The organism is Ruegeria sp. AO1 (genome assembly GCF_056535985.1).
In genome coordinates this window covers 432,915-448,667 of sequence record NZ_JBQFJC010000001.1, presented here as the reverse complement: position 1 = coordinate 448,667, position 15,753 = coordinate 432,915, and the positions used below count along the sequence as shown (strand labels likewise).

17 protein-coding genes and 1 riboswitch are annotated in these 15,753 nt (G+C 59.3%); of the genes, 11 read left to right on the top strand and 6 right to left on the bottom strand.

Annotated elements, in window-relative coordinates; translation table 11 throughout:
* Positions 1–5 precede the first annotated feature (5 nt).
* Positions 6–863: an alpha/beta hydrolase family protein gene (locus ACR3FB_RS02215; RefSeq protein WP_480563779.1), complete on the bottom strand. Its 858-nt coding sequence runs from the start codon at positions 861–863 to the stop codon at positions 6–8.
* A 160-nt stretch (positions 864–1,023) separates the two neighbouring features.
* A riboswitch (cobalamin riboswitch) is annotated at positions 1,024–1,243 on the top strand.
* 88 nt (positions 1,244–1,331) lie between these two features.
* On the opposite strand from ACR3FB_RS02215, the gene ACR3FB_RS02210 reads away from it, so the two are divergent.
* Positions 1,332–1,739, top strand: a complete 408-nt coding sequence (locus ACR3FB_RS02210; RefSeq protein WP_480563777.1) for a hypothetical protein — start codon at positions 1,332–1,334, stop codon at positions 1,737–1,739.
* Here the strand turns inward: ACR3FB_RS02210 and ACR3FB_RS02205 are convergent.
* Entirely contained in the window at positions 1,736–2,239 is a 504-nt protein-coding gene (locus ACR3FB_RS02205) for a protein-tyrosine phosphatase family protein (protein WP_480563775.1), read from the bottom strand. The two genes, ACR3FB_RS02210 and ACR3FB_RS02205, sit on opposite strands and share 4 nt — an antisense overlap.
* Positions 2,240–2,512: 273 nt before the next feature.
* Between ACR3FB_RS02205 and ACR3FB_RS02200 the strand changes: the two genes are divergently transcribed.
* The 3 genes from ACR3FB_RS02200 to recR all read left to right on the top strand — a co-directional run bounded on the left by ACR3FB_RS02200 (position 2,513) and on the right by recR (position 5,502).
* Positions 2,513–4,270 (top strand): DNA polymerase III subunit gamma/tau, encoded by a 1,758-nt coding sequence (locus ACR3FB_RS02200; RefSeq protein ID WP_480563773.1) that lies wholly within the window; start codon positions 2,513–2,515, stop codon positions 4,268–4,270.
* A 232-nt stretch (positions 4,271–4,502) separates the two neighbouring features.
* Positions 4,503–4,847, top strand: coding sequence for a YbaB/EbfC family nucleoid-associated protein (locus ACR3FB_RS02195; protein WP_170552515.1), 345 nt, complete (start codon positions 4,503–4,505; stop codon positions 4,845–4,847).
* A gap of 61 nt (positions 4,848–4,908) precedes the next feature.
* The gene (gene recR / locus ACR3FB_RS02190) at positions 4,909–5,502 is read left to right on the top strand and encodes a recombination mediator RecR (RefSeq protein ID WP_480563771.1); all 594 of its coding nucleotides are present in this window, start codon (positions 4,909–4,911) and stop codon (positions 5,500–5,502) included.
* Positions 5,503–5,572: 70 nt separating this feature from the next.
* Here the strand turns inward: recR and ACR3FB_RS02185 are convergent, their stop codons facing one another.
* Positions 5,573–6,070 (bottom strand): lactoylglutathione lyase family protein, encoded by a 498-nt coding sequence (locus tag ACR3FB_RS02185; protein WP_170471292.1) that lies wholly within the window; start codon positions 6,068–6,070, stop codon positions 5,573–5,575.
* Positions 6,071–6,267: 197 nt separating this feature from the next.
* Between ACR3FB_RS02185 and ACR3FB_RS02180 the strand changes: the two genes are divergently transcribed.
* Complete coding sequence (locus ACR3FB_RS02180) at positions 6,268–6,756, top strand: hypothetical protein (protein ID WP_170666038.1); 489 nt, start codon at positions 6,268–6,270, stop codon at positions 6,754–6,756.
* Here the strand turns inward: ACR3FB_RS02180 and ACR3FB_RS02175 are convergent.
* Complete coding sequence (locus tag ACR3FB_RS02175; protein ID WP_480563769.1) at positions 6,753–7,394, bottom strand: ribonuclease T2 family protein; 642 nt, start codon at positions 7,392–7,394, stop codon at positions 6,753–6,755. The genes ACR3FB_RS02180 and ACR3FB_RS02175 overlap by 4 nt on opposite strands.
* Before the next feature lie 129 nt (positions 7,395–7,523).
* On the opposite strand from ACR3FB_RS02175, the gene ACR3FB_RS02170 reads away from it, so the two are divergent.
* Together ACR3FB_RS02170 and ACR3FB_RS02165 are read left to right on the top strand one after the other, a co-directional pair.
* Positions 7,524–8,288 (top strand): DUF1013 domain-containing protein, encoded by a 765-nt coding sequence (locus ACR3FB_RS02170; protein ID WP_419738916.1) that lies wholly within the window; start codon positions 7,524–7,526, stop codon positions 8,286–8,288.
* Positions 8,289–8,340: 52 nt separating this feature from the next.
* Positions 8,341–8,730 carry a hypothetical protein gene (locus tag ACR3FB_RS02165; protein WP_480563768.1) on the top strand — a complete coding sequence of 130 codons (390 nt, stop codon included), beginning with the start codon at positions 8,341–8,343 and terminating at the stop codon, positions 8,728–8,730.
* 53 nt (positions 8,731–8,783) lie between these two features.
* On the opposite strand, the gene ACR3FB_RS02160 is transcribed toward ACR3FB_RS02165, so the two are convergent.
* Complete coding sequence (locus tag ACR3FB_RS02160) at positions 8,784–9,815, bottom strand: permease (protein WP_480563766.1); 1,032 nt, start codon at positions 9,813–9,815, stop codon at positions 8,784–8,786.
* Complete coding sequence (locus ACR3FB_RS02155) at positions 9,808–10,116, bottom strand: ArsR/SmtB family transcription factor (RefSeq protein WP_480563764.1); 309 nt, start codon at positions 10,114–10,116, stop codon at positions 9,808–9,810. Before ACR3FB_RS02155 ends, ACR3FB_RS02160 begins: the two co-directional genes overlap by 8 nt.
* A 132-nt stretch (positions 10,117–10,248) precedes the next feature.
* Between ACR3FB_RS02155 and pdxR the strand changes: the two genes are divergently transcribed.
* The 4 genes from pdxR (at position 10,249) to ACR3FB_RS02135 (ending at position 15,746) form a co-directional block, all read left to right on the top strand.
* Positions 10,249–11,709, top strand: a complete 1,461-nt coding sequence (gene pdxR / locus ACR3FB_RS02150; RefSeq protein ID WP_480563762.1) for a MocR-like pyridoxine biosynthesis transcription factor PdxR — start codon at positions 10,249–10,251, stop codon at positions 11,707–11,709.
* A gap of 128 nt (positions 11,710–11,837) precedes the next feature.
* Complete coding sequence (gene xsc, locus ACR3FB_RS02145; protein ID WP_425083548.1) at positions 11,838–13,616, top strand: sulfoacetaldehyde acetyltransferase; 1,779 nt, start codon at positions 11,838–11,840, stop codon at positions 13,614–13,616.
* Positions 13,617–13,621: 5 nt separating this feature from the next.
* Complete coding sequence (gene pta / locus ACR3FB_RS02140) at positions 13,622–14,659, top strand: phosphate acetyltransferase (RefSeq protein ID WP_170677941.1); 1,038 nt, start codon at positions 13,622–13,624, stop codon at positions 14,657–14,659.
* A 55-nt stretch (positions 14,660–14,714) separates the two neighbouring features.
* Complete coding sequence (locus ACR3FB_RS02135) at positions 14,715–15,746, top strand: YeiH family protein (RefSeq protein WP_425083550.1); 1,032 nt, start codon at positions 14,715–14,717, stop codon at positions 15,744–15,746.
* Positions 15,747–15,753: the final 7 nt, after the last annotated feature.

The following is a 15,753-nucleotide window of genomic DNA, read 5'->3' as shown; positions in this document are numbered from 1 at the left end:
CCCCATCAAGCGATCAATCGTGGCCAGAGCACCGCATTTCGGCGGGCAAACACACCGATATGGCCGATCTCCCGAACACCAAACTCTTCCGGTGACAACAGGTGACGGCGTGCTTTTGGACCATAAAGCTCGGCCAACCGCCAAACGGCAGCTTCTGGGACCATCTCATCATCTGTGAAGGCAAAAAGGTCGACGGGAACGTCAGCATCCTGCCACGTAGCTTGCGGCAGTGTGTCTCCGATCTCGGGCAGATAGCTTTGCGGCGCGGTGCACCATTTGCGCCATTGCCAATAGACCTTAGGCGGTAGGTCTGTTCCAAACCCAAGTGCCTTGCCCGGCAAATACCCCAGGCCGCTCACGACCAGAGGCACATGCCCATACCAGAACAACCCGGCCAGAGCGCGGTACGGCCAAGGATGATCGCCCAACTTCACAAGGCCAGAACAGACGCAGATCATGCGATCAATCTTGTCGATATCCGGCTGCACTGGCCCCAGCATCCCTCCAAGCGAATGACCAACAGACCATTGCTGCGACAGCGGGAACCGTCGGCGCATCTCGGCCCGCGCGGCGGGCATGTCCTGCAACGCCCAATCCGCCATCGAGATCTTCGACCGACGCTGTGGCCCCGATTTCGAATGACCGAATTCCCGGTAGTCATAGATCAGACAGGCGATATCCCGATCCGACGCCAACCACTGTGCGAAATGCTTGTAGTAGTCACGCAGAACTCCCGTCGCGCTGTTGACCACCACTACGGTTTCGGGCTGCGCCACGGGCCGGTAGATCCGCCCGGACAGGGCGCCATCCCCCACCGGGATCTGAACATCTTCGATCAGCACTGTATGGTTTGAATCCAACATGGGTATCCTCGGCGGAAAACTGAACTGATGAGTTCATATTGCAACTTGACCCCAGACAGCCCATGCAAGTCAACTGCGATCCCGCTTGACCACGCGTCCACTTCGCGGCTCGGCTTTCCGCAACGCAGAAAGTTCAACTTGACTCAGAATGGTTATGAACGCTAGCGATGGTTCGATGGTTCTCGGCTTTCACAAGACGTCGGGATGAAAAGGGAACACGGTGCGGTTTTCCCCGGCTTGATCGGGTCAAACCAAGTCCGCGACTGCCCCCGCAACTGTAAGCGGTGAGCGATGTCGAAAAGCCACTGGCCGAAAGGCCGGGAAGGTCGGCAGAGCAGTGACCCGCAAGTCAGGAGACCTGCCATCGTCAACATAACCCAAACTCGGGCGGGGTGTCCGGGCAGGCCGTGACAGACCCTATCTGCCCCACCTGATCCCAGCACCAGTCCACCGCGCGGAGGGCGCAGGATGATCTGGAAGACGAAGACACATAGGTTCTCAGCAACCATCTGCCAACATACCGGCAAGACTTGCCCTGCATTGGCACGGCTGGCGCGTTCGATGGTTGACGCACTGGACCAAGCCGGTCCGGCGACCACATCGGATTTCGCAATCGAAGGCAGCAGCGACCTGACCCATTGCACGGACGGCTGCCACGCCCGGTTTCGGGCCAGCCAGTCTCGGGTGCGGGTCTATTGCGGAGCGGACCCTAATGCCGACAGCGAGACCCTCCATCGCTACGCCGACCTTATGTTCGGAACCGAAACGAGCAGCCTGCCTAGCGCAGCGATGACATCCCTGCCCTGCGCCATGCTCGAGGCATCAGTGATTGCGCCGCGCAAACCGGCCCCGGCGGAACTGCAACTGTCGGCTTAAGAATCCGCCAAAACTCGGGCGGGCAAGATGGCCCAGTGCTTCTGCGCATCGGTTTCGACTGCGCAGGGGCGCAGCTTGCGCAACCGGTCCAGCGCTTGGATTGGAGCCTCACCGCATTCGATCATCAATCTCAGCACAACCATGCCAGAGCGACCGCATCCGCCCTGACAATGGACAAGCACGCGCCCTCCGCCAGACAAAGCCTGACGCGCCGCGGCACTGACATCGGGCCATTGCGCATCAACCTCTGACGGTGGCACGCCGAAATCCTGAATCGGCAAGTGCACCCAGCGGCTGGCGCGACCCTGAACGTCGCGGCCAAAATCGCGGGCTCCGAACTGGACCAGCTCGGCCTCGGTTGTCATCGACAACACGAGGCCCGGCTTCCAATCTCCGATCGTTTCAAGGTCGCCTGCATAGTCGCCGCCCTTTCCCGGCATCGACGTCAGGGCAAGTGTGCCCCCGCCCACTTGCAAAGCATGAATGACCAAATTCGTCATGACAGCATCCCCCCGGAAGCGTTGATCCTGACTTTAATGCGTTTCGGGTTTTATCTGAATCACCCTGCGACACGAATGTCCCGAGAACGCCGCAGGCGTGGCAGGGTATTCGTGTCTCAAGTTAAACCCGAAACGCTCTAGGCTTGAGTCACAATCCGCAGAGTGTACCCCTGACGCGCCGGTTTCCAAAACAAAATCGTTCTTCAACTCATGTGGACGCGGGCGGCGCAGGCCTCTACGCTGCGGTGACGTCCCGAATCCGCCAGAGCAGACATGACCGACTCAGACAGCCCCGCCTATCAGGTTCTCGCCCGCAAATATCGCCCGGAAACCTTTGCCGATCTGGTGGGTCAAGATGCGATGGTCCGCACGCTGAAAAACGCGTTCGAGGCGGACCGCATCGCGCAAGCCTTTGTCATGACGGGCATTCGTGGAACCGGCAAAACCACGACCGCGCGGATCATTGCGAAAGGCATGAACTGTATCGGACCGGACGGAAATGGCGGCCCCACGACCGAACCTTGCGGCCAATGTGAACACTGCGTTGCCATCATGGAAGGTCGCCATGTCGACGTGATGGAGATGGACGCCGCCAGCCGCACCGGCGTCAATGATATTCGCGAGATCATCGACAGTGTCCGCTACCGCGCTGCCTCGGCCCGCTACAAGATCTACATCATCGATGAAGTCCACATGCTGTCGACCAGCGCCTTCAACGCGCTGCTCAAGACGCTCGAGGAGCCGCCGGCGCATGTGAAGTTCATCTTCGCCACAACCGAAATTCGCAAGGTTCCCGTCACGGTTCTGTCGCGCTGCCAGCGCTTCGACCTGCGCCGGATCGAACCCGAGGATATGATCGGCCTGCTGCGCAAGATCGCCTCGGCGGAGAGTGCTGAGATTGCCGAAGACGCCTTGGCGCTGATCACCCGTGCTGCCGAGGGATCTGCTCGCGACGCGACCTCATTGCTCGATCAGGCGATCTCGCACGGGGCCGGAGAGACGACGGCAGATCAGGTACGCGCGATGCTAGGCCTGGCGGATCGTGGCCGGGTTCTGGACCTCATGGACATGGTCCTGCGGGGCGATGCGGCAGGGGCGCTGACCGAGCTTGGTGGCCAATATGCCGAAGGGGCTGATCCACTAGCCGTGCTGCGTGATCTGGCCGAAATCACTCATTGGGTTTCGGTCGTGAAGATCACTCCGGACGCAGCCGAAGACCCTACTGTTTCCCCGGATGAACGCGCCCGGGGCCAGCAGATGGCTGAGGCCCTTCCCATGCGGGTACTGACTCGGATGTGGCAGATGCTGTTGAAAGCGCTTGAGGAAGTTTCAGCCGCCCCCAACGCCATGATGGCTGCCGAAATGGCTGTGATCCGCCTGACTCACGTGGCCGACTTACCCAGCCCGGAAGAGCTGATCAAACGGCTGCAGGATACGCCTCCGCCCCCCAACGGCGGCCCAGGCGGCGGGACGCCAATCCAAAGCAACGGAGCGGCCCCGGTTGAAGCCCGCGCCGCTACAAGCTACGACCCTGCGCCACGCGGGTCCGGCGGCGCACCAGTCGCCGCTTTGGCGCAAGACACGCAGACCGCATTGGCGCGATACCCGAGTTTCGAACATGTGGTCGAGCTGATCCGGAACAACCGAGACGTCAAACTTCTGGTCGAGGTCGAAAACGGCGTGCGGCTGGTCTCTTACCAGCCGGGACGGATCGAGTTCACCCCTTCAGCGCAAGCCCCGACTGATCTTGCACCACGGCTGGGATCGGCCTTGCAACGTTGGACTGGCAACAGATGGGCGGTGTCCATTGTATCGGATGGCGACGCTTCGACGATCGCCGAAATCCGCGATAAAGCCGAACTGGCTCTGAAAGAAGAGGCCACGGCACATCCGCTGGTTCAGGCCGTTCTGGCAAGTTTCCCCAAGGCCAAAATCACCCGTATCGAAACACCGGAACAACGCGCCGCCCAAGTCGAGACCGAAGCCCTGCCCGAGGTCGAAGATGAATGGGATCCTTTCGAAGAAGACTGATCTCTATACAAAACCAAACCCTCCCGCGCCCGCCACGGGCAATCGGCTAAAGCCGATCACCCTGGGCGGCCTTGGGCCCGGCAGCGCTCGGGCAAAGCCCGAGCGCTGCCGGGCCCAACGGGAGCAAAGGTCTTGCCAAAGACCTTGACGACAGGCGGGAGCGCGCTCTGCTCTTGTGTCACCACGGTGACCCCCGTATCTAGGCACAAACCGTACTTACAGGAGAAGCAACATGCTCAAAGGACTAGGCGGCCTTGGCGATATGGCCAAGATGATGAAATCCGCGCAGGATCTTCAGACCAAGATGACCGAGATGCAGGAAGAGCTGAACAACCTGACGGTTGTCGGTGAATCCGGCGCAGGGCTGGTCAAAGCAACGGCAACTGCCAAAGGAGAGCTGAAGGGCCTGGATATCGACCCGTCGATCTTCAATGGCGACGACAAGGAAGTGGTTGAGGACCTGATCCTGGCGGCCATCAAGGACGCACAGACCAAAGCCGCCGAGCGCTCGCAGGCCGAGATGGCCAAACTGACCGAAAGCATGGGCCTGCCCGCAGACATCAAGCTGCCGTTCTGATCTCCATCTTTTCAATAGTACTCCCGCCGGAGGCTCCCTCCGGCGTCAGACAGGATAGGCCGTGAGTTCCAACAGCGACATCGACAATCTGATCGACCTGATGGCCAAGCTTCCCGGCCTCGGCCCTCGCTCGGCCCGCCGCGCGGTGCTGCACCTGATCCGCAAACGCTCCCTGCTGCTGACGCCCTTGTCCGACGTTATGCAGCAGGTCGCCATCACTGCCCGAGAGTGTCTGAATTGCGGCAATGTGGGCACCACCGACATCTGCGACATCTGCAACGATGAGGCCCGCGCGACCGGAGAGCTTTGCGTGGTCGAGGACGTCGCCGACCTGTGGGCGATGGAGCGTTCAGGCGTGTTCAAAGGCCGCTATCACGTGTTGGGCGGCACGCTGTCGGCGCTGGATGGCGTTGGCCCGGATGAGCTGCGCATTCCCCGCCTCAAGGACCGGGTGGTGTCAGAAGGCGTCACCGAGATCATTCTCGCCCTGAACGCCACCGTCGACGGCCAGACCACGGCGCATTACATCGCTGATCAGTTGGAGGGGCAGGTCCGCTTGACATCACTAGCGCAGGGCGTGCCGATTGGTGGCGAGCTGGACTATCTAGATGACGGAACGATTACAGCAGCACTGAGGGCCCGAAAAGAGCTCTGAGCATTGCAATATGAGAGTACCCGGAACGCTTTTGCCCCTTCCGGTTGCACACGAGACTCCGCCTCGTATTTCAGGTGTAAGCGCCCGACGAGTAGGTCAATTCGTAGGAATGGCTGTAGATCTCGAAGACAATACCAAAGGGGTCTTCGACGTAGACCATTCGGTAGGGTTTCTCTCCGGGATAATAGTATCGAATCGGCATCCGTTGTTTGCCACCGGCTGCAACGATTTTTTCTACTAGACCTTCGACATCCGGGTCTTGGACGCAAAAATGGAACGTCCCATTCTGGCGAAAATCGATATTGTTTTCTGGTACATAATTCCCGTCAAACTCGAAAAGCTCGAACCCGATGCGATCAGCAGTCGCGAGATGCGCAATACGTAGTTTTTTCCATTCCGGACCAAACACATCAGTGCACATGACACCGATATCCGTATCATCCTCTACCACTTCAGTCGGCGGCATGATCACGTAGAAACCAAGGACTTCGGAGTAGAACTTTACAGCCTCGTCAACGTTTGGGACGGACAATCCGATGTGAGAGAATGTTCTTGGATGTTGCGGCATGGCTCGTTCCTTGTCTTATGGGGCAAAAACTATTGTGCCACAGCCGAGTTTCAAGCGCCTACCCAGCGAGGCATAGCCGGGTTCAGCCATGCACATAGGTCTTCTTTCGTGGTGCCATCAGTCAAGAATGGCCTTTGCCTGCCGCACGCGGCGTGTACTATGGCTATGACCTTATCCGTTTGATTTTGGGAACTGTTATGAAACGCCTTTTTGCCCTCGCACTTGCCGCCTTTACAGCCACTGCAGCGTTTTCGCAGCAACTGATCGACAAGGGCTTTGTCGATGGCTGGAACATCATGATGGACCCAGCCTTGGGCAATGGGTGCCTGATCCAGACGGTGTATCAGGACCTCTCGGTGGTGCGGATCGGTTACGACGCGCTAGGCAATCGCGGGTATTTCGCCGTCTACAACAAGGCCTGGGGCGATATCGAACAGGGCAAAACCTATCCGATCCGATTTGCTCTGGACGGCAAAAGCTATGACGCCACCGCCATTGGCTTCAACGAGCGTGATGTCCCCGGCGCGACTGTCTTTTTCACGGACCGGAATTTCGTCACCGCGATCGCTCAGAACAAGACGATGACCGTTTACAACCCGGCGGGCGAGGTGGTGATGGCCATCGACCTCAAAGGCACCGCCAAGGCGCTGGAATACGCGCGGGACTGTCAGAACAAAAAGCTCTAACGAATCGGGTCGAACAGGGCGTCCTTGGCCGTGCAGTCCCGGATGACATCGCGGCCGCAGGGCACGGGATCAAGGTCGCGGGACAGGCACAGGCGAACCTCTTCGATGTAACCCTGTTTGCAGGTGATGGTGATCGTGTCGCGCTCGAGCTTGGGATTGGCCTTTAGAAAGGCCTCTTCGACGATCGACGCGGGCAGTTTGACCGAGGTATCAAGCTGGCGGAACACCTCGGGCCGGGTCACGCGACCATACGCTTCGCGCGAAAGATCCATATAGCCCCGCGCCGACAGGCCCGAACAGGTGCCGTGTTTCTTCCACTGATGCCATGCAAGGCCCGCACTGCCCTGAATATCCTCCATCGCGCGGGTCATTGCACGCGACGGCGGGGCCTCGGGCGTGCGGCAATAGGAGGGCCAGCCCTGATGGAACTGAGGCCAGAGCCCGTGCAATATCCAGCCATGGTCATGCCGGGCGTCGCATTGATCTGATCCACGCGCATCCCCTTCGCGCGCGCACCAGTTCGGAGACCAGCTCAGCGCGAGGACGTAATAGTCGAACTCACCGGCCTTTTCGCCCTCGGCCAGCGCGGCGACTGCGCTTATGGCCCACAAAACCAGCGCTAAAAACCCATGGCGCATTCGCCTCTTCCCTTCTTGCGTCGCGGCGACTATATACACCCCAAGTTCCCCGACAACGGAAACCTGCCCCAAAACCCGGGGCCGCCGAATTCCGGCGACGGGACAGATGTATGTATAGGAGACGGGCTGATGGCAAAACCGCTTATGGCCAAGGCAACAGCCGTATGGCTGGTGGACAACACCACGATCAGCTTTAAGCAGATCGCGGATTTCGTAGGAATGCACGAGCTTGAAGTGCAGGGCATTGCCGATGGCGATGTGGCCGCTGGCGTAAAAGGGTTCGACCCGCTTGCCAACAACCAACTGACGCAGGAAGAGATCGATGCAGCGCAGAACAACCCGCTGCACAAGCTGAAGCTCAAGTTCAACCCGTCGGCAACGGGCGAGGAAAAGCGCCGTGGCCCGCGCTATACCCCGCTGTCCAAGCGTCAGGATCGTCCGAACTCGATCCTGTGGCTAGTCAAGTTCCACCCCGAGCTTAGCGACGGTCAGATCGCCAAGCTGGTTGGCACCACCAAGCCGACCATCCAGTCGATCCGCGAGCGTACGCACTGGAACATCGCCAACATGCAGCCCATCGATCCGGTTGCCTTGGGCCTGTGCAAACAGTCCGAACTGGACGCCGTGGTGCAGAAGGCCGCCGCGAAGAAAGCCGCCGAAGGCGGCGTGATGAGCGATGACGAGCGCCGCAAGCTGGTCTCGACCGAGCAGTCGCTGGAAATGGACGCAGCGCCGAAGATCCCAACCGCGATTGAGGGTCTGGAAACCTTCTCGCTCTCTGAAGAGCCGGAAGCCGAAAAGGAAGACAGTGATCCGATCGTGGACGCCGACAGCTTCTTCAACCTTCCCAAAGGCGGTGGGGACGACGAAGAAGAAGACGATCTGCGCCCCTGATTTCTGGCCCGCCTCGGTCTAAACTGGCTGGGGCGTTTTCTTGGGACCTCTCATGCTCAGCATTCTATCTGCCATCTTTGGCCCACACCGCGCCGTAACGATCTATGCCTTCCTGAAAACCTGGGGTTTGGGTCTGGCTGCTGTTGTGGTCATGGCGGTCATTGTCGGCGGCCTGTTCCTGCTGGGGGATGACGGCGAACATGAGCATCATTCTTTCATGACCGTCCCGGTTTTGTCGGCTACAGCGATCAACGGGGATCTAAAGAACGGGGTCATCGCTTCGGTTCGTCTGCCCGATGGGACGGCCACGTCGATCACCTCGACCGAGGCGCCGGTTTCCCAATCGGTCGGCACCAGCGCTTGTGTGGAAAAACGCGTCTACGTGGAAAGCGGAGAGGCAAGATACCGGTTCAAACTGCCTCGGCTCTGCGAGGCTGGTTGATCCCTAGCGAACCAGAGGAAGACGCCCGGGCACTGCGCCAGGCGTTTTCTTTTTCAGAGCATCTGGAAAAGGATCCCGGCGACAATCGCGCCCCCAACCCCAAGGGTCAAATAGGTTGCAAAGACGCGCGGTTTCACCAGTGACCAAACCGCAGCCATGGCCGGGATTGAGCTGACCGCCCCTGCCACCATGAAGGACATGGCCGCCCCCGCCGTCATGCCTTGCTCCATCAGCCCCGCCAAAAGCGGTGGCGCGACGTAGGAGTTCAGATAGGCGGGCATTCCGACCAGCGCGGCAACGACGATGGGCAGAACGCCTTCTCCGCCGACAACGCGTGCGATCAGGTCTGCTGGCACATAGCTGACCAGAAGCGCCTCAAGCACATAGGCCAGAGCCAGCCATTTCAGCAGGAAGATACCGTTATGAACGAACTCAGAGCGGAAACGCTGACGTCGTTCGGGTTCCTGCCAGAACTTCCAGACGGGTTTGTCATCCAGCTTGGGGCCGCAGCCACAGCAACCGGCGGGTTTGTATTCGCGCAGGGGCTGAACGAAGGCTCCGTTGCGCATCAGAAGACGCACGGCGAACCCGCCGAACAGACCTAAGGCAACCGCTGCAACGGCCTTGCCGATGGCAAAGGGCCACCCCAATGCGCCTGCGGTGATCAGCAATGTCGGCGGGTCGATCAGAGGAGAGCTGAGCCAGAAGGCCATCACCGCAGACAGCGGCGCACCCAGTGCCAGAAGCCCGGCGATGAACGGGATCACCTCGCAGGAACAAAACGGCGCAAGCCCTCCGAACAAGGCAGCCAGAAAGATCATCCTGGTTTCCCGCCCCTCAAAAGCGCGCGCCACCATGACTTCGGCCCCAGTGGCCTTGAGATAGGACAACAGAAGGACAGCGAACAGGATATACTGGCCTGTATGCGCCAGTGCCTTGGCGGCAAAGGTTACGACCTCAGCCCAGTTGCCCGGATCGAAAACTGCGACAAGCGCCAGTACCGCGACGATCAAAGCCCAAGGCGTTTTGATCACATCCAACGCGAGTTTGGCCGAGGCTTTCGGGTTTTGTGATAGTTCAGCCATCGTTTGCGGCCTTTCCGACTTCGTCTGCGCAGCATTCACTGAGAATGAACTGCGCCAGGTTTCGCAATTCGTTGAAACAGGCGCGATTGATCGTCGTGCGCCCGATCTTTTCCTGCTCAACCACACCACCTGCGGCCAGAAACCGAAGGTGATGCGCAAGGGTGGAGGGGGCAATTCCGGTGCGCGTCTGGATCTCACCGACGGTCAGACCGGCCTGCCCGGCCCGTACAAGTGTTTTCAGGACCTTCAACCGGGCCTCGGACCCCATGGCCGAAAATCCTGCTGCAGTGGTTTCCCACATCTGAATTCTCCATTAAACTAGATTTCTAGTTATTTAGGTGATTCAAGTTTTCTCGTCAAGTCGCATCACAAATTCACTCCGAGGCATGTAAGTCCAGATTGCCACCACCTTAAGTCCAATCTATAAGCGCTCATGGCTATCTCGGTTGACACTTTCTTTCTTGAGCTGAACGGACAGGGGACGCTGCAGGCGCAGATCCAGCAGATGATCGCTGAAGGCATCCTGTCTGGCCGGTTCCACATCGGAGAAAAGCTGCCCTCGTCCCGCAAGCTGGCAACCCATCTGGGCGTCAGCCGGATTACGGTGACGCTGGCCTATACCGAACTTCTGGCGAATGACTACCTGACCGCCAAGGGGCGTTCGGGCTACTATGTATCCGAAAACGCGCCGGTCCCGCCGAAATACACACCCGTCCCGCGCAGTGAAGAGACGGTCGACTGGGACAACGCGCTGGCCCGGCGGTTTTCGGGCGGTAATGTTCTGACCAAACCTCAGGATTGGCGCAATTACAAATACCCGTTCATCTACGGGCAGGCCGACCGGACGCTGTTTGACCACGCGAACTGGCGGCTGTGTGCGGTTCGGGCGCTGGGACACAAGGACTTCGAGTCCCTAACGGCTGACTACGCTGATCAGGACGATCCTCTGCTTGTCGAGTTTATTGCCCGCCACACCCTGCCTCGCCGAGGCATCACCGCCCACCCCGAAGAGATCCTGATCACGCTGGGCGCGCAGAACGCATTGTGGCTGGCCTCGCGCATTCTTTTGAAAAAGGGGCGCACAGCGGCAATCGAAGACCCCTGCTATTACGCTCTGCGTGAGCTGCTGAGCCATTCGGATTGCACCATGGCACCGATCCGCGTGGATGGCGACGGGCTGCCGCCCGAGGCTCTGCCAGACGACACCGACGTGATCTTTACCACCCCCAGCCACCAAAGCCCGACAACGGCCACCATGCCCGTCAGCCGCAGAACCGCCCTTTTGGAACGCGCGAGCGAGTTGAACGCCATGATCGTTGAGGACGACTACGAGTTCGAGATGGCCTATCTGGGCGCGCCTTCACCCGCGCTCAAGTCGATGGATCGCGACGGGCGGGTAGTCTATGTGGGTAGCTTCTCGAAATCGCTGTTTCCGGGATTGCGACTGGGCTACATGGTCGGGTCCGAGACCTTCATCCGCGAGGCGCGTGCGCTTCGGTCGCTGGTGTTGCGGCATCCTCCGGGGCATGTTCAGCGCACAGCAGCCTATTTCTTGTCCCTCGGGCATTACGACGCTCAGATCAGGCGCATGTCCAACGCCTTGGCCCAACGGCGCGAGGCGTTGGACAAAGCCGTTCAAACCCATGCGCTACAAGTCGCAGGGCGTGGCGTGCTTGGCGGGTCGTCCATTTGGATGCAGGCCCCTTCGCATATAGACACCGCGCAACTGGCCACCACATTGCAGGCGCAAGGGGTGCATATCGAACCCGGTGCGCCCTTCTTCTCAGGGCCGAGGCCACCTCGGAACTTCTACCGTCTGGGGTATTCCTCCATTGCTCCCGACCGCATAGAGGCCGGGGTGAAACTGATCGCGGATGCGATCCGGGCCAGTTGACCGTCGGCTGGACGTATTCCGCCGCCTCATCTGGCCCTAACGCCATCCGCACCCATACGCCAAAACCGTATCAAAGGCCGGGCTGAACCCCCCGGCCAATTCACGCATTCAGTTTTGGAGAGCCACCGATGAAAATGACCACGGAAGAAGCCTTTGTTAAGGTTCTGCAGATGCACGGGATCGAGCATGCCTTTGGCATCATCGGTTCTGCCATGATGCCGATCTCGGATATTTTCGGGAAAGCTGGCATCACCTTCTGGGATTGCGCGCATGAAGGCTCTGGCGGCATGATGGCCGACGGCTACACCCGCGCCACCGGCAAAATGTCGATGATGATTGCGCAGAACGGCCCCGGCATCACCAACTTTGTTACCGCCGTCAAAACCGCCTACTGGAACCACACCCCGCTGCTGCTGGTCACTCCTCAGGCCGCGAACAAGACCATGGGCCAGGGCGGTTTCCAGGAAATGGAACAGATGCGGATGTTCGCAGACTGCGTCTGCTATCAGGAGGAAGTGCGCGACCCGTCGCGTATGGCGGAAGTTCTTAGCCGCGTGATCACCAAAGCCAAGCGCGCCTCAGCCCCGGCACAAATCAACGTGCCCCGTGACTTCTTCACTCAGGTCGTCGATATCGAACTGCCTGCCGTGGTCGAATTCGAACTGCCTTCGGGCGGCGCCTCTGCCGTGACCGAAGCCGCCGCTTTGCTGTCCGATGCCAAGAACCCGGTCATTCTGAACGGTGCTGGCACGGTGCTGTCAGCAGGTGGCATCGAAGCGTCAAAAGAACTGGCCGAGCGTCTGGACGCCCCAGTGTGTGTTGGCTACCAGCACAACGACGCTTTCCCCGGCTCGCACCCGCTGTTTGCCGGCCCTCTGGGTTACAACGGCTCGAAAGCTGCGATGGAGCTGATCAAGGAAGCGGACGTTGTTCTGTGCCTTGGCACCCGTCTGAACCCGTTCTCGACCCTGCCCGGATACGGTATGGAATACTGGCCAACTGACGCAAAAATCATTCAGGTCGACATCAACCCAGACCGCATCGGCCTGACCAAGAAGGTCTCGGTTGGTATCGTTGGCGACGCAGCCACCGTTGCAACCAGTATCCTGGCACAGCTTTCGGGAACCGCGGGCGATGAAGGCCGCGATGCGCGTAAGGCGAAAATCGCTGAAACCAAGTCGCGTTGGGCGCAGGAACTGACCTCAATGGACCACGAGCAGGACGACCCGGGCACGACCTGGAACGAACGCGCTCGTGCGGCCAAGCCGGACTGGATGAGCCCGCGTATGGCTTGGCGTGCGATTCAATCAGCACTGCCGAAAGAGGCGATCATCTCGTCCGACATCGGCAACAACTGCGCCATCGGCAACGCTTACCCCTCATTTGAAGAAGGTCGAAAATATCTGGCCCCTGGCCTGTTCGGCCCCTGTGGATATGGTCTGCCGTCGGTGATCGGCGCCAAGATCGGCTGCCCGGATGTGCCCGTTGTTGGTTTCTCGGGCGACGGTGCCTTTGGCATCGCCGTAACCGAGCTGACGGCGATCGGACGTGAGGAATGGCCCGCCGTGACCCAGATCGTCTTCCGCAACTACCAGTGGGGTGCGGAAAAGCGGAACTCGACCCTTTGGTTCGACGACAACTTCGTCGGCACCGAGTTGGATACCAAGGTCTCTTACGCCGGTATCGCAGAGGCCTGTGGCCTGAAAGGCGTTGTCGCACGTACGCAGGACGAACTGACAGCGGCTCTGAACCAGGCCATCGAAGACCAGAAGAACGGTATCACCACCTTGATCGAAGCCATGATCAATCAAGAACTGGGTGAGCCGTTCCGCCGCGACGCGATGAAAAAGCCGGTTGCGGTTGCGGGTATCGAAGCAGCAGACATGAAGCCGCAAGTCGAGGCCTGATCGCGGTGAAGCCCCTACATCAAATTCTCGGGGCTGCGACCAGTTCCAAAAAGATCATCGCCCTTGCTGAGGGCGATGATCCACGTGTTGTAGAAGGTGCGTTGAAAGCACGTGCCGAAGATGCAGCCGATATTATCCTTGTCGGCGATCAGACCAAAGTTGCCTCTTTGCTGGCTGAAAAAGGCGGAACCGATGTAGCCGGGATAGACATTCACGATCCGGCAACTTCGCCCCACTTGGATCGCTTTGCCGATGCCTATTTCGAACTGCGCAAACACAAAGGCGTAACGCCTGAGACTGCGAAGTCGCTGGTCCAAAACCGTCTGAACTACGCCGCCATGTTGGTCCATCTCGGGCTGGCTGACGGCACGGTCGGCGGTGCTGTGGAAACCACTTCGGACACTGTTCGTGCCGCTTTGCAGATCATCGGCAAAGCACCTGACGCCCATATGGTGTCTAGTTTCTTTCTGATGATCTATGACCGCGACCATCACACAGTTCAGGGCGCCCATATTTTCGCCGACTGCGGATTGGTCGTTGATCCGAACGAACGCGAGTTGGCTGAGATCGCTCAGGCCTCTGCTGCGTCCTATCTTACACTCACCGGAAAAGAGCCTCGTGTTGCGATGCTGTCTTTCTCGACGAGCGGCAGTGCCAGCCATCCGAAAGTGTCCAAGGTGGTTGAGGCTACACAAATTGCCAAAACCGCTAAGCCGGACCTGATCATCGACGGAGAGTTGCAGTTCGACGCGGCCTATGTGCCAGAGGTCGCCAGTAAAAAAGCCAAGAATTCGCCACTGGAAGGGAAAGCAAACGTGTTTGTCTTCCCCAACCTCGATGCGGGCAACCTAGGGTATAAGATCGCCCAACGCATTGGCGGGGCCGAGGCCATTGGGCCCGTTCTACAAGGCTTGGCCAAACCCGCAAACGACCTCTCGCGCGGCTGTTCTTCGGACGATGTGCTGCACATGATCGCCGTGACCGCCGTGCAGGCACAACAAGTGGGTTCATCGCAAGAGCCAGCTCATCCAGCTACTGCATAACCTCTGCGGCTTTGCCGCTTAACTATAAACGTGTTCAAGAAAGATCAACGAACCGATGCTGGGTAAGACTGAACTCAAAAGCTCCTTCGGCGCGGATGTCGCCCAGACGGCTCGAACATTGTTCCCCGGGGTTATGGTGGCAATCACTGTTGCTGTAACGGCAAAATTCCTGTCGGAGCATTACGCGACCCCAGCCATGCTGATGGCCTTGCTGCTTGGCATCGCGCTCAGTTTTCTGGGCGAAGACGGAAAAACCGTCCCCGGCATTGGTTTTGCAGCCAGATCCCTGCTGCGCCTTGGCGTGGCGCTTTTGGGTGTGCGTATCTCGATGACGCTGATGATGGGGTTGGGTTGGGACCTGATCGCACTTGTGGTTGGCGGCGTATTGGCCACCATCGCATTTGGCTTGTTGATCGCGCGGTTCTTTGGTCACAAATGGCGCTTTGCGTTCCTGACGGCGGGCTCTGTCGCTATATGTGGCGCGTCCGCGGCAATGGCAATCAGTGCCATCCTGCCCAAGGATGAACGATCCGAAGAGCGCCTGATTTTCACCGTTCTGGGCGTCACCGTCCTGTCGACCATCGCCATGATCGCCTATCCGATTCTGGTGCGCACGCTGGGCATGGATGACGTGGCGGGCGGTGTGTTTCTGGGTGGCACGATCCACGATGTCGCCCAGGTTGTGGGCGCAGGGTTTTCAATCTCAGAGCAAACCGGCGACACCGCCACGCTGGTCAAACTGTTCCGAGTGGCGATGCTGGCCCCGGTGGTTCTGGTCGCCTCGCTGATCATCCGCAACGTCACTGACATGGACGAAGCGGGCAAGCGCCCTCCCATCCTGCCCGGATTTGTTATCGGGTTTCTGGTACTGGCCGCAGCCAGCTCGTTCGGTTTGATCCCGCCCTTCCTGTCCGAGTTGCTCAGCCAGACCTCCCGCTGGCTGCTTCTGATCGCGATCGCTGCGGTTGGAATGAAGACGAACCTGAAACAAATCCTCTCGGTCGGAGGCGCAGCCATCGCCCTGATCGTCGTGGAAACTCTTTTTATTGCAGGAATTATCCTCGCCGGACTAACATTCCTAACCTGACCCGCCG